This is a genomic window from Paracoccus tibetensis (genome assembly GCF_900102505.1).
Lineage (GTDB): Bacteria > Pseudomonadota > Alphaproteobacteria > Rhodobacterales > Rhodobacteraceae > Paracoccus > Paracoccus tibetensis.
On the sequence record NZ_FMVT01000003.1, the window covers coordinates 37,054 to 50,554 of the forward strand.

Below are 13,501 nucleotides of genomic sequence, written 5' to 3' on the forward strand. Positions count from 1 at the left end.
TTCGGGGTCTTCGCCCCGTTCCTTGGCAGAAACATTAGCGTGAACGCGGCTTTGCGTCCAGCGCCGACAGGCTCAGCCCGCCAGCGCCGCCTCGGCCCCGGCCGCGACGCGCAGAAGGTGCCGGTCGCGTCCCGCATGGCCCAGAAGCGAGATGCCGCAGGCCGGATGGCCCGTCGGCAGCGTGACCGCCGGCAGGTTCAAGAGGTTGGCGATGCGGGTGTTCCTGAGGGTCAGCAGGTTGGCGCGCACGAACTCGGCCTCGTCGGCCATCAGCCTGGCGGCGTTCGGCGGCATGATCGGCACGGTCGGGATCAGGATGGCGTCGACGCCGGCCGCGATGTCCTTCACCCACCGGCGGCGGATGCGGCTGAGGCTTTCCCAGGCCGAGACGTAGTCCGGCGCGCTGACCTCGGCGCCGCCGCGGAAGCGGTCGAGCATGGGCTTCCACATCAGCTCGGGCGCGTCCTCGATCTGCGCGCGCCAGATGCCGTAGGCTTCGGGGGCGAACAGCAGCGGCGAAAGGGCCATCGCCTTTTCCACCCAGTCCGTCGTCACATGCCGGATTTCGGCGCCCGCCGCATCCAGCCGCGCCAGCGCATCCTCGAAGGCGGCGACGGGGCCGGCCTCGGCGCCCTCGAAGGGCAGGCCGTCCAGCACCAGGAAGCGCCGGCCGCGCACATCGGCGTCCGTCAGGTCCGGCGCGCGCTGGTCGGCCATGAGCGCGAACAACTCGGCGCAGTCCTCGACCGTGCGCGCGATGGGACCGGCCACGTCGAAGCGGCGGCAGAGGGGGACGACCCCCTTCTCGGGAACCGCGCCGCTGGTCGGCTTGAAGCCCACCAGGCCGTTCCACGCCGCCGGCACCCGGACCGAGCCGCCGGTATCCGTGCCGATCGCCGCCGCCGCCAGCCCGAGCGCCACCGCCACGGCCGAGCCCGAGGACGAGCCGCCCGGCGCCAGCTGCGGGTCCAGCGCGTTCGGCGGGGTCGCGGTCACCGGGTTCAGCCCCAGCCCGCTGAACGCGAGTTCGGTCAGGTGGGTTTTGCCGAGGCAGATCATCCCCCGCCGCGCCAGCCGGGCCAGCACGATGGCGTCCTTGCGCGGCACGCGCCCCTCGAGCAGCTTCGAGCCCGCCTCGGTCACCGTCCCGCCGCTGTCGATATTGTCCTTCCAGGCGATGGCGACGCCGTCCAGCAGGCTGTGACGCCGTTCCTCCTTGGCACGGTCATGGGCGGCGACGGATTCCGATCGCGCCCGCGCCTCGGTCAGGCGCGCATAGATGCGGGCGCAGTCGGGATGCGCCTTGGCGGCGGCGAGATAGGCCTCGGTCTGGTCCAGCGGGTCGAGAATGCCCGCCATGATGGCGCGCCCCTGCTGCATGGCGGGCGCCTTGAGCCAGTCCATGCTCAGAAATCCACCGCGATTCCGTTCTTCTCGTAATCGCCGTAGCGCACGGGCTCGGGGCCCTCGCGGCCGCCATATTCCTTGGGCAGGATCGTCTCTTCCACGGCGCGGCGGCGCTCGGCGGCCTCGGCCAGGGCGCGCTGCGCGGCGGGCGGCAGCTCGGCCGGGGTTTCCTCAGGGCGGTCCGCGCTGGTGTCATTGCTCATGGAAACATCCCCCGTATGGGCGTATGGGTGCCAATCTTAGGCAACATCTAGGGTAAGGAAAGCGTTTTGGCAAAGCCGGGCGGCGATATGGCGCGACAGGGCGCGTTGCGGTTGATCCAGAATGTGCGCGAGGGCCGGTCGCTCGCCGACCAGCCGGGCGCCCTGCGCGGCCTTCCCGCGCCCGAGCAGGCCCGCGCCGCGCGGCTGGCCGCCGAGACGCTGCGCCACCAGGGACGCGCCGACGCGGTGATCGCGAGCCTCGTCAGCCGCAAGCCCGTGCCGCAGGTGCTGGACGTCCTGCGCCTTGGCGTGGTCGAGATGCTGGAGCTGGGTGCGCCGGCCCATGGCGTCGTCGGCGCCGCGGTCGACCTGACGAAGACCCTGGGCAAGCGCGGACAGGCGGCGGCCGGGATGGTGAACGCCGTGCTCCGCAAGGCGGGCGGGTTTCAGGGCTGGGCCGCCTTGCCCCCGCAGGAACTGCCGGAATGGCTGCGCGGCCCCCTGGTCGAGGCCTACGGCGCGGACGTGATGCGCGCCATCGAGGCCGCGCATCAGCAGGGCGCGCCGCTGGACCTGACCCCAAGTCCGGGCGCCGCGCCCGTGCCGGACGCCGAGGCACTGCCCACCGGCTCGTGGCGCCTGACCGGCCCGGTGCAGGTCTCGGCGCTGCCGGGCTTCGATGCCGGCGCGTGGTGGGTGCAGGACGCCGCCGCCGCCCTGCCCGCGCGGCTTCTGGACCCGCAGCCCGGCGAGCGCATCGCCGATCTCTGCGCCGCGCCCGGCGGCAAGACGCTGCAATTGGCGGCCGCCGGGGCCGAGGTCACCGCGGTCGACATCAGCGAGCCGCGCCTGCGCCGCCTGCGCGAGAACCTTCAGCGCTGCAAGCTGGCCGCCCGGATCGTCGCCGCCGACGTGCTGGACTGGCGCCCCGAGGCGCCGCTGGACGCCGTGCTGCTGGACGCCCCCTGCAGCGCCACCGGCACGATCCGCCGCCATCCCGACCTGCCCTTCATCCGCGACGGCCACGGCATCGCCGAGCTGATCGAGCTGCAGGCCACGATGATCGACCACGCGCTGTCGATCCTGCGCCCCGGCGGCCGGCTGGTCTTCGCCACCTGCTCGCTGATCCCCGACGAGGGCGAGGTGCAGGTCGAGGAGGCCCTTGCCCGCCACCCCGGCCTCGCCGTCGAGCGGCCGGACCTGACAGGCATCGAGCCCGGCTGGATCACCGAGGAAGGCGGCCTGCGCCTGCGCCCCGACTTCTGGGCCGACCGCGGCGGGATGGACGGCTTTTACATGGCCCGGCTGAGAAAGCCGTCCTGACCGGCGGAACCGCCCTTCTTGGCGCGCGGTTCGTTATCGCTACACAGGAAAGGAGATGGACATGAAGCTTGCCTATATCGCCATGGGACTGAAGGTCGCCTCAGCCCTGATGAAGACGAGAGGCGCCATGACGCTGGCGCGCGGCGGCGGCGGGATTGCTTCAGGGATCGGCACGGCGGTCGCGCTGGTGGCGGTCGGGCGGCTGGCGCGGAACCTCCTGATCCGCCGGTAGCTGCGGGCCGTGCTGGACTGTCGCGCCCGGCTTCGCTAATCGGGCGCAAACCAGACACGAGGCCCCGATGACCGCTTCCGCCCCGTCCGCCCACCAGGCCGCCCCGCTGAAACGGGCGCTGATCTCGGTCTCCGACAAGACGGGCCTGATCGACTTCGCCAAGGCGCTGGATGCGCGCGGGGTCGAGATCCTCTCGACCGGCGGCAGCGCCAAGGCGCTGCGCGACGCGGGGCTGACGGTGACCGACGTGGCGGATGTGACGGGCTTTCCCGAGATGATGGACGGCCGCGTAAAGACCCTGCACCCCAAGGTCCATGGCGGCCTGCTGGCGCTGCGCGACAACCCGGGCCATGTCGCGGCGATGGAGGAGCACGGCATCGGCGCCATCGACCTTCTGGTCGTGAACCTCTACCCGTTCGAGGAGACGGTCGCGAAGGGCGCCGATTACGACGACTGCATCGAGAACATCGACATCGGCGGGCCGGCGATGATCCGCGCGGCGGCCAAGAACCACGGCTTCGTCACCGTGATCGTGGACGTGCAGGATTACGACGCGGTCCTGGCCGAGCTGGACGCGAACGGCGGCACCACCCTGCCCTTCCGCCAGCGCCAGGCGCAGATCGCCTATGCCCGCACCGCCGCCTATGACGCGGCGGTGTCCGCGTGGATGGCCGATGCCATCGGCGAGGCCACGCCGCGCCGCCGCGCCTTCGCCGGCACGCTGGCGCAGGGCCTGCGCTATGGCGAAAACCCGCACCAGCAGGCGGCCTTCTACGTCACCGGCGAGGCCCGCCCCGGCGTCGCCACCGCCCGGCAGCATCAGGGCAAGGAGCTGTCCTACAACAACATCAACGACACGGACGCCGCCTTCGAGCTGGTGGCCGAGTTCGATCCCGCGCAAGGCCCCGCCTGCGCCATCATCAAGCACGCCAATCCCTGCGGCGTGGCACAGGGCGAGACGGCGCTCGAGGCCTACAAGCGCGCCTTCGACTGCGACCGCACCTCGGCCTTCGGGGGGATCATCGCGCTGAACCAGCCTCTGGACGGGGCGACGGCCGAGGAGATCGTGAAGATCTTCACCGAGGTCGTGATCGCCCCCGATGCCGACGAGGATGCACGCCGCATCTTCGCCGCCAAGAAGAACCTGCGCCTCTTGACCACGGGCGGGCTGCCCGATCCGCGCGCGGGGGGCCTCGCCTACCGTCAGGTCGCAGGCGGGCTGCTGGTTCAGGGCCGCGACAACGGCCATGTCGCCCGCGCGGACCTGAAGATCGTGACCAAGCGGCAGCCGAGCGAGGACGAGCTGGCCGACCTCATGTTCGCCTGGACCGTCGCCAAGCACGTCAAGTCGAACGCCATCGTCTATGCCAAGGATCGCGCGACGGTCGGCATCGGCGCGGGGCAAATGAGCCGCGTGGACAGCACCCGTATCGGCCGCCGCAAGTCCGAGGACATGGCCGAGGCGCTCGGCCTGCCGCAGCCGCTGACGAACGGCGCCGCCGTCGCCTCGGACGCCTTCTTCCCCTTCGCCGACGGGATCGAGGCGCTGGCCGAGGCCGGCGCGAAAGCCGTCATCCAGCCCGGCGGCTCGATGCGCGACGACGAGGTGATCGCGGCGGCGAACCGGCTTGGTCTGGCGATGGTGCTGACCGGCCAGCGGCACTTCCGTCACTGATGGCCAGCGCGCCCAAAGCCGACCGCGCGACCCCGGCCCGCAAGGCGCCGGCGCCGCGTGCACGCCGCGCCAGGCCGCCCGCCGGCCCCGTCCGCGCCGACATGCGGCTGGTCTTCTGGGTCGCGGCGGCGATCTTCCTCATCGACCAGGCGCTGAAATACTGGGTCGTCCACGTCATGCAGCTGGACCGCCTGCGCGAGATCGACGTGATCCCGCCCTGGCTGAACCTCAGGATGGCCTGGAACCAGGGGGTCAACTTCGGCCTCTTCGCCTCGGACCAGGACGTGATGCGGTGGGTGCTGGTGGGCATCGCGCTGGTCATCTGCACCTGGGTCTGGGTCTGGACATGGCGCAGCGCCGCGGGCCGCCTGCAGCGCATCGCGGCGGGGCTTCTGATCGGCGGCGCGCTCGGCAACGTGGTGGACCGGGTGATCTACGGCGCGGTGGCCGATTTCCTGAACATGTCGCTGCCGAACTGGCAGAACCCCTACAGCTTCAACGTGGCCGACATCTCGATCTTCGCGGGCGCCATCGGGCTGGTCCTGATCCCGCAGAAGACGCCCGAGCCGCAGAAGCCGGCGCGCAAGCCGCGCAGCCGGCCCGCCGCGCCGCGTCCGGCAGCAGCCGCGCCCAGGCCCGAGCCGGAGCAGGCCAGCCTGCCCCTGGACGAGCCGCGTGACGGCGACGGAAAACCCCGCTAGAACGGGCGAAAGCGACGAGGGGGGCAGGGACATGCGCGCACATGGGCTGATGATCGGACTGGCGGCGGCACTGGCCCTGACGGCCTGCGCAAGCGAATCCGGGCTGATGAACCTCGACGCGGGGCGCAGCACCCCGGACGAGTTCGCGATCCTGCCGACGCGCCCGCTGTCCATGCCGCCCGACCTTGCCGTGCTGCCCAGCCCGACGCCCGGCGGGGCGAACATCACCGACCCGACGCCGCTGCCCGACGCTGTCGCCGCGCTCGGCGGCAATCCCGGCGCGCTGGTCAACCAGGGGATCGGCGCCGCGGACCAGGCGCTGGTCGCCCATGCCGCGCGCAACGGCACCGACCCGCAGATCCGCGAGACGCTGGCCGAGGCGGATGCCCGCTTCCGCCAGCGCAACAGCCGCCGCCCGCTGGAGGCGCTGATCGGCACCTCGGTCTACTACCGCGCCTATCGCAGCCAGTCGCTGGACGCCGATGCCGAGCTGCTGCGCTGGCGCCGCGCCGGGGCGATCACGCCGACCTCGCCGCCGCCCGCCGCGCGCTAGGGCCGCATGACCGCGATCTTCGACCCTTCGGCGCCCGGCTTCGGCGCCGATCCCTGGCCGGCCTATGCGGCGCTTCGGGCGCAGCCCGGCCTGCCCTTCTGGCCTGCTTTCGGCGGCCACCTGGCCTCGCGGATGGAAGATGTCCGCGCCCTCGCGCTGGACCGGCGGCTGGTGCGCGGCACCGACTTCCTGCCGCCCGAGGAGGTGCGCCGCCTTCAGGTGGCCGCGAACTTCCACGACATGCCGTTCCACGAGCGCTACGTGCAGACCTCGATGCTGGAACTGGACGGCCCGCCGCATGACCGCCTGCGCCGCGCGGTCTTCCCCTTCTTCACCAAGACCCGGCTGGAGAGCCTGCGCCCCTGGGTGACGGATTGGGTCGAGGCCGCGCTGGACCGGCTGATCCCGCAGGGGCGCATCGACTTCACGCGCGACCTGGCGGCCGAGCTGCCGGGGCAAGTCATCGGACACCTGATCGGCACCGCGCCCGAGCTGGCGCGGCAGATGACCGAATGGTCCGAGCATGTGGTCAGCTATTTCGACATCGACCGCACGGCGGAAAAGAAGGCGCGGGCCGAGGCGGCGACGCAGGCCTTCGCCGGTCTGCTGGAGGCGCTGCATGCCGAACGCAGCCGCGCCCCGCAGGACGATCTGATGAGCGCGATGATCGGGGCCGAGCGGGCGGGGCTGATGAGCCATGACGAGGTCATCGGCACGATCATGCAGATCCTCCATGCCGGGCACGGCTCGACCATCGACGTGCTGGGCTCGGGGCTGAAGGCGCTGCTGGATCACCCGGAGCAGATGGCGCGGCTGCGGGCCGAGCCGGCGCTGATGCCGCAGGCGGTGCAGGAGATGTTCCGCCATGCCGCGCCGCTGCCCTTCTTCCACCGCTTCGCCAGCGAGGATCTGGAGATCTGCGGGCAGCACTGGCCGAAGGGAACGAAGTTCGGCCTGCTCTATGCCAGCGCGAACCGCGACCCGGCGGCCTTCGCGGACCCCGACGGCTTCGACATCGCCCGCCGGCCGAACCTGCACCTCGCTTTCGGGGCGGGGGTGCATGTCTGCCTCGGCAACAACCTTGCCCGGCTGAACATGGAGATCCTGTTCACCCGGCTTCTGGCGCGCGTCGCCCGGATCGAGCCGGATGGCGAGGTCCTGTGGAAGAGCGGCCTTCAGGCGCATGGGCCGCGCCGCCTGCCGGTGCGGCTGATCCCGTAAGCGCCCTCGGCCCGTCCCCCCATCGAGGGGGGCCGCGCCTCGCGGGGGCTGAGCCCCCGGGGCCCCATGCCGCAGGCCGCGCCGACACATTCGCTTGAGGCCCGCTTGCGCCGCCAGCCGCGGAGCGTCACGTTCAGCTGCAGAACGAGGAGGCCGCACCACCCATGTCATGGATCGCCCATTCCCCCGCATCCGCGCAGCGCGCCGTGCCGCTGGCCGCCGCGCTCGGCCTCCTGGCGCTGCCGGCGCTGGCCGAGATGCCCGAGGGGGTCACGCATTTCACCCTGCCGAACGGCCTCGAGACCGTGGTGATCGAGGACCCGCGCGCCCCGGTCGTCGTGCAGATGGTCTGGTACAAGATCGGCGCCGCCGACGAAGTGCCGGGCAAGTCGGGCATCGCCCATTACCTCGAGCACCTGATGTTCAAGGGCACCGACAGGCTGGAGGCGGGCGAGTTCTCGCGCACCGTCACCGCCAACGGGGGCACGGACAACGCCTTCACCTCGTGGGACTTCACCGCCTATTTCCAGCGCATCGCTTCCGACCGCCTGCCGCTGGTCATGGACATGGAAGCGGACCGGATGGCGAACCTGTCCATCTCGGACGAGGACTGGATGGCCGAGCGGCAGGTCGTGCTGGAGGAGCGGGCGCAGCGCGTCGACAGCGACCCCCGCGCCATCTTCGCAGAAGAGCTGAACGCGACGCTCTACTACAACCACCCCTACGGCCGCCCCATCATCGGCTGGCGCGACGAGATCGCGGCGCTGACGCGCGAGGACGCGATCGCGTGGTACGACACGCATTACTCGCCCCATGACGCCATCCTCGTCGTCGCCGGCGACGTGACCGCGGACGAGGTCCGCGCGCTGGCCGAGGAATATTACGGCCCCATCCCGGCCAAGGGCGAGGCCGCCCCGCGCCTGCGCCCGCAGGAGCCCCAGCAGCGCACCGCGCGCCGGCTGGAGATGTCGGACCCGCGCGTGGCGCAGCCGCAGATGACGCGGCGCGTCCTGGCTCCCGCCCGCCAGCCCGGCGATCAGCGGCAGGCGGCGGCGCTGACGGTGCTGGCGGACCTTCTGGGCGGCTCGACCCAGACCTCGGTCCTGGGGCGCGACCTGGTGCTGGGCGGCACCGCCCTGTGGGTCAGCGCCAGCTACAGCGGGCTGTCGGTGGACCAGACGGATTTCGGCCTGGCGCTGGTGCCGGCCGAGGGCACGACGCCCGAGGCGGCCGAGGCGGCGCTGGAAGCCGCCCTCGCCCGCTTCCTCGAGAACGGCCCGGACCCCGCGGATCTCGAACGGGTCAAGACGCGCATCCGCGCCTCTGAGATCTATGCCCGCGACTCGGCGCATGGGCGCGCCTATGAGTACGGCCAGGGCCTCGCGACCGGACTGTCGGTCGAGGACGTGAACGACTGGCCCGAGATCCTGACCGAGGTTACGGCCGAGGATGTGGCCGCGGCCGCGCGCCTGGTGCTGGACCAGCCGGCGCATGTCACCGGCTGGCTGCTGCCGGCCGAGCCGGACGAGACGGACGCGCCGCTGGCGGCGGATGACGCAGGGACGGCCGCGCCCCAGCCCGCCTCCGCCCCGCCACCCGACCGCCCGGCCCCCGAGGCCGCGCCTTCCACGGCGGGACAGGAGGTGCAGGGATGATCGGCAAGGCACTGACACTGGTTCTCACGCTGCTCGGCGCCCCCGCCCTGGCCGCGACGGCCGAGATCGAGGAGGTCACCTCGCCCGGCGGCATCAAGGCGTGGCTGGTCGAGGATGACAGCATCCCCTTCGTCGCGCTGGACATCCAGTTCAAGGGCGGCGCCAGCCTGGACCCGGACGGCAAGCGCGGCGCGATCAACCTGATGACCGCCCTGCTGGAAGAGGGCGCCGGCACCCGCGACGCCACCCAGTTCGCGCAGGCGGTCGAGGATCTGGGCGCGCGCATCGGCTTCTCGGTCAACGACGATTCGCTCTCGGTCAGTTTCCGCGCGCTCAGCGAGAACCGGGCAGAGGCGGCCGCGCTGCTGGCGCAGGCGCTGACGCAGCCCCGCTTCGACGACGCCGCCATCGAGCGGGTGCGCGCGCAGGTCCAGGCGGTGATCCGCGCCGACGACACCAACCCGCGCAGCATCGCCTCGCGCGAGGTGGCGCGCTTGGCCTGGGGCGAGCATCCCTACGGAACCTCGCTGAACGGGACGGCGCAGAGCGTCGCCGCGCTGAGCCGGCAGGACCTTGTCGCCGCGAAGAACCGCGTCCTGGCGCGCGACCGCGTCGTCGTGGGTGCGGCGGGCGACATCGGCGCCGAAGAGCTGGGGCTGCTGCTCGACCGCATCCTCGGCGGGCTTCCGGCCGAGGCGACGGCGCCCCTGCCCGAGCCGGCCGAGCTGCAACTGGAAGGCGGGCTGACGGTGCTGGACTGGGACAGCCCGCAGACCATCGTCTCGTTCGCCGGACCGGGCATCGCCATCGACGATCCGGACTACTTCGCCGCCTTCGTGGCGAACCACATTCTGGGCGGCGGCGGCTTCTCGTCGCGGCTGATGGAGGAGATCCGCGAGAGGCGCGGGCTGACCTACGGGATCGGCACGGGCCTCGCCTCGGGCGTCTTCGGGCAGATGTGGCAGGGCAGCATGGCCGGCTCGAACGCGACGGTGGCCGAGGCGGTGTCGCTGATCCGGCAGGAATGGGCGCGCATGTCCGAGGGCGTGACCGAGCAGGAGCTGGCCGATGCCAAGACCTACCTGACGGGCGAGTATCCGCTGCGCTTCGACGGCAATGGCCGGATCGCGGCGATCCTGTCGGGGATGCAGCTGATCGGCCTGCCGATCGACTACATCGCCGGGCGCAACGCCAAGGTCGAGGCCGTCACCGCCGAGGACGTGGCCCGCGTCGCCGCGCAGCTTCTGGACGAGGACCGGCTGAGCTTCGTCCTGGTCGGCCGGCCCGAGGGGCTGGAGAACGGCGTCCCCGCGGCCCCTGCCGAAGGCGCGGAGGTCGAGACGAATCCGCTGGCGCCGTCGCAGTAGCGTCGAATCTCTGGCAGCTTGGCTGCGTTTTTGCTAGATCTGGGGGCATGAACACCCATGCCCCCAAGATGCGGCCCGTTATCCGGCAGCTGGACGAGACCGCCGCCAACCGCATCGCGGCGGGCGAGGTGGTCGAGCGGCCGGCCTCGGCGGTGAAAGAGCTGGTCGAGAACGCGCTCGATGCCGGGGCGAGCCGCATCGAGGTCGCGATCGAGGACGGCGGGCGCCGCCTGATCCGAGTCTGCGACGACGGCTGCGGGATGACGGCCGATGACCTGCCGCTGGCCCTGTCGCGCCATGCGACCAGCAAGATCGACGGCAGCGACCTGCTGGCGATCACCTCCTTCGGCTTTCGCGGCGAGGCGCTGCCCTCGCTTGGCGCGGTCGGGCGGCTGACCATCACCTCGCGCGCGGCGGGCGCTGATGCGGCGCAGATCGCGGTGACGGGCGGGCGCGTCGCGCCGGTCCGCCCCGCCGCCGGCAATCCCGGCACCATCGTCGAGCTGCGCGATCTGTTCTTCGCCGCGCCCGCCCGGCTGAAATTCCTGCGCAGCGACCGCGCCGAGACGCAGGCCGTGGCCGAGGTCCTGCGCCGCCTCGCCATGGCCGAGCCTTATGTCGGCTTCTGCCTCTCGGCCGACGGGCGCGAGATCTTCCGCGCCGATGCCGAGCAGGGCGAGCTGTTCGGCGCCCTCTCGGCCCGGCTGATGCGGATCATGGGCCGCGACTTCATCGACAACGCCATCCCGCTGGACGCGGCGCGAGACGGGCTGACCCTGACCGGCTTCGCGGCGCTGCCGACCTATTCGCGCGGGGCGGCGGTGGCGCAGCATGTCCTCGTCAACGGCCGCCCGGTGCGCGACAAGCTGCTGACCGGCGCGCTGAGGGCCGGCTACATGGACGTGCTCGCCTCGGGCCGGCACCCGGCGGCGGTGCTGTTTCTCGGCTGCGATCCGCAGCTGGTGGACGTGAACGTGCACCCCGCCAAGGCCGAGGTGCGCTTCCGCCAGCCCGACATCGCGCGCGGGCTGGTCGTCAGCGCGCTGCGCCACGCGATGGCGGGCACGCAGCGGGCATCCTCGACCCTCGGCGCGGCCACGGCCGAGGCCTTCCGCCCCGAGCCGCAGGCGCGCAGCTACCAGATGTTCGCCCGGCCCGGCGCCGGCGCCCGCGCGGCGTCCCTCGAGGCGCAGGCGCCGCTGGATGGGGGCTTCGCGGAAGCCGCCTCGGCCCGGTTCGAGCCGCAGGCCGAGGTTGCTCCGGTCGCCCCGCTCGGCGCAGCGCGGGCGCAGCTTCACGAGAACTACATCATCGCCCAGACCGCCGACGGGATGGTCATCGTGGACCAGCACGCCGCCCATGAGCGTCTCGTCTACGAGCGGCTGAAGGCGCAGGCCGAGGCCGCCGCCATTCCCGCGCAGGCGCTGCTGATCCCCGAGATCGTGGAACTGCCCGAGGCGGATGCCGCGCGCATCCTGTCGCTGGCGGACGAGCTGGCGGCGCTCGGCCTGACCATCGAGCCCTTCGGCCCCGGCGCCATCGCCATCCGCGAGGTGCCGGCGCTGCTGGCGCGGCTGGACGGGCCGGCGCTGATCCGCGACATCCTGGACGATCTGGCCGATCAGGGCGCCTCGGACCGGCTGCGCGGGCGGATCGACGCGGTGCTGTCCTCGATGGCCTGCCACGGCTCGGTCCGCTCGGGGCGGCGGATGAGCGCGGACGAGATGAACGCCCTGCTGCGCGAGATGGAGCGCACGCCGCGATCCGGCCAGTGCAACCACGGCCGCCCGACCTGGGTGAAGCTGGACCTTGCCGACATCGAGCGCCTGTTCGGGCGGAGCTGAAGGCAAGACGCCCGGCCCTTGCGGGTCGGGGCGCTGCAATAAAGCGGGGCGGGCGATCAGGCGTCGCCGTCCTCTTCGGCCAGGCTGACGCGGACGAGGGCGCCCTCCTCTTCGTCGGTGATCAGCATCAGCGCACCGTCGCTGGCGACCTGGACCTGGCGCACGCGGCCGACACCCTGCACGTGGCGCGCCTCGCCGACGACCTGCCCGTCCTCCATCCGCAGCCGGATGATGTCGTTGCTCTGAAGGCCGCCGATCAGGGCATCGCCCTGCCAGTCGGCGAACATCTCGCCGTCATAGAAGGTCATGCCGCTGATCGCGGGCGAGGGGTCCCAGTAGTAGACGGGCTGCTCCATCCCCTCCTGCGCGGTCAGGCCCTCGTTCACCTCGCCGCCGGCATATTCCAGCCCGTAGGTGATGACCGGCCAGCCGTAGTTCAGCCCGGCCTCGATCCGGTTCAGCTCGTCGCCGCCGCGCGGGCCGTGCTCGTTCATCCACAGCACCCCGTCCGGCCCCATCGCGGCGCCCTGGATGTTGCGGTGGCCCATCGACCAGATCTCGGGCAGCGCGCCCTCGATCCCGGCGCCTGCCGCCTCTCCTGTCAAGGCGTTGATGCGGATGATCTTGCCAAGCGTCGATTGCGGGTCTTGCGCGTATTCGCGCGGCTCGGGGTCCGAGCGCTCGCCCAGGCCGACGAAGATGTGCTCGCCGTCCTCGTCGAAGACAATGCGGGCGCCGAAATGCTTGGTCGAGGCCCAGGCCGGCTGCTGCTGCCAGATCCGCTCGACCTCCTCCAACGAGGTCTCGTCCTCGGAGAGAACGCCGGTCGCCACAGCGGTGCCGTTCTCATCGTTGCCGCGCGGCTCGGCATAGGTCCACCAGATGCGGCGGCTTTCTTCGAAGTCGGGGGCGACGACGATCTCGTGCAGGCCGCCCTGGTCGCGGGCATCCACCTCGGGCAGGCCCTCGATCGGCTCGGACATCTCGCCCTCGGTGGTGATGATGCGCAGGCGGCCGGGCCGCTCGCTGACCAGCCAGCGGCCGTCGGGCAGCTCGGCAAGGCCCCAGGGATGCTCCAGCCCCTCGACGATGATCTCCTGCGCCAGGTCGACATCGCCCTCCAGCACCGGGGCGCGGGTCTGGCCCTCGAAGGCGGGGGTCTGGCCGACTTCCGCCCCGTGGGGCGCGACCTCGTTGAAGTCCTGCGCGACGGCCGCGCCGGCAAGGCCGAGAGAGGCGGCAAGCGCGATGGCCGAGGAAATCGTGCGGGGCTTGGGCAGGGGGCGCGCGGTGCGCGTCATGGCGTCCTCCGTGGCTTTG

The 13,501-nt window shown here is 72.0% G+C and carries 12 protein-coding genes; 9 read left to right on the top strand and 3 right to left on the bottom strand.

The genetic code is table 11. The features are described from left to right. Nucleotides 1-72: 72 nt before the first annotated feature. Nucleotides 73-1,404, bottom strand: a complete 1,332-nt coding sequence (locus tag BLP73_RS04645; protein ID WP_090740817.1) for an amidase — start codon at nucleotides 1,402-1,404, stop codon at nucleotides 73-75. Between the two features lie 2 nt (nucleotides 1,405-1,406). Continuing rightward, nucleotides 1,407-1,610: a DUF1674 domain-containing protein gene (locus tag BLP73_RS04650; protein WP_090740819.1), complete on the bottom strand. Its 204-nt coding sequence runs from the start codon at nucleotides 1,608-1,610 to the stop codon at nucleotides 1,407-1,409. Nucleotides 1,611-1,697: 87 nt separating this feature from the next. Here BLP73_RS04650 and BLP73_RS04655 point away from each other — a divergent pair, with 87 nt between their 5' ends. From BLP73_RS04655 to mutL, 9 genes are all read left to right on the top strand, one after another. Beyond that, complete coding sequence (locus BLP73_RS04655) at nucleotides 1,698-2,933, top strand: RsmB/NOP family class I SAM-dependent RNA methyltransferase (RefSeq protein ID WP_090740821.1); 1,236 nt, start codon at nucleotides 1,698-1,700, stop codon at nucleotides 2,931-2,933. A gap of 61 nt (nucleotides 2,934-2,994) precedes the next feature. Next, entirely contained in the window at nucleotides 2,995-3,165 is a 171-nt protein-coding gene (locus BLP73_RS19320; RefSeq protein ID WP_175453239.1) for a hypothetical protein, read from the top strand. Between the two features lie 67 nt (nucleotides 3,166-3,232). Continuing rightward, nucleotides 3,233-4,840, top strand: coding sequence for a bifunctional phosphoribosylaminoimidazolecarboxamide formyltransferase/IMP cyclohydrolase (gene purH, locus BLP73_RS04660; RefSeq protein ID WP_090740823.1), 1,608 nt, complete (start codon nucleotides 3,233-3,235; stop codon nucleotides 4,838-4,840). Further along, nucleotides 4,840-5,541 carry a signal peptidase II gene (gene lspA / locus BLP73_RS04665; RefSeq protein ID WP_245686551.1) on the top strand — a complete coding sequence of 234 codons (702 nt, stop codon included), beginning with the start codon at nucleotides 4,840-4,842 and terminating at the stop codon, nucleotides 5,539-5,541. Before purH ends, lspA begins: the two co-directional genes overlap by 1 nt. 31 nt (nucleotides 5,542-5,572) lie before the next feature. After that, nucleotides 5,573-6,094, top strand: coding sequence for a DUF3035 domain-containing protein (locus tag BLP73_RS04670; protein WP_090740825.1), 522 nt, complete (start codon nucleotides 5,573-5,575; stop codon nucleotides 6,092-6,094). A 6-nt stretch (nucleotides 6,095-6,100) separates the two neighbouring features. Beyond that, the gene (locus BLP73_RS04675; RefSeq protein WP_090740827.1) at nucleotides 6,101-7,315 is read left to right on the top strand and encodes a cytochrome P450; all 1,215 of its coding nucleotides are present in this window, start codon (nucleotides 6,101-6,103) and stop codon (nucleotides 7,313-7,315) included. 164 nt (nucleotides 7,316-7,479) lie between these two features. Beyond that, nucleotides 7,480-8,970, top strand: a complete 1,491-nt coding sequence (locus BLP73_RS04680) for a M16 family metallopeptidase (RefSeq protein WP_090740829.1) — start codon at nucleotides 7,480-7,482, stop codon at nucleotides 8,968-8,970. After that, nucleotides 8,967-10,337 (top strand): M16 family metallopeptidase, encoded by a 1,371-nt coding sequence (locus BLP73_RS04685; protein WP_090740831.1) that lies wholly within the window; start codon nucleotides 8,967-8,969, stop codon nucleotides 10,335-10,337. The genes BLP73_RS04680 and BLP73_RS04685 overlap by 4 nt, the downstream gene beginning before the upstream one ends. Nucleotides 10,338-10,384: 47 nt before the next feature. Continuing rightward, nucleotides 10,385-12,181: a DNA mismatch repair endonuclease MutL gene (gene mutL / locus BLP73_RS04690; RefSeq protein WP_090740833.1), complete on the top strand. Its 1,797-nt coding sequence runs from the start codon at nucleotides 10,385-10,387 to the stop codon at nucleotides 12,179-12,181. Between the two features lie 56 nt (nucleotides 12,182-12,237). On the opposite strand, the gene BLP73_RS04695 is transcribed toward mutL, so the two are convergent. Further along, nucleotides 12,238-13,482, bottom strand: coding sequence for a PQQ-dependent sugar dehydrogenase (locus BLP73_RS04695; protein WP_090740835.1), 1,245 nt, complete (start codon nucleotides 13,480-13,482; stop codon nucleotides 12,238-12,240). Between the last annotated feature and the right edge of the window lie 19 nt (nucleotides 13,483-13,501).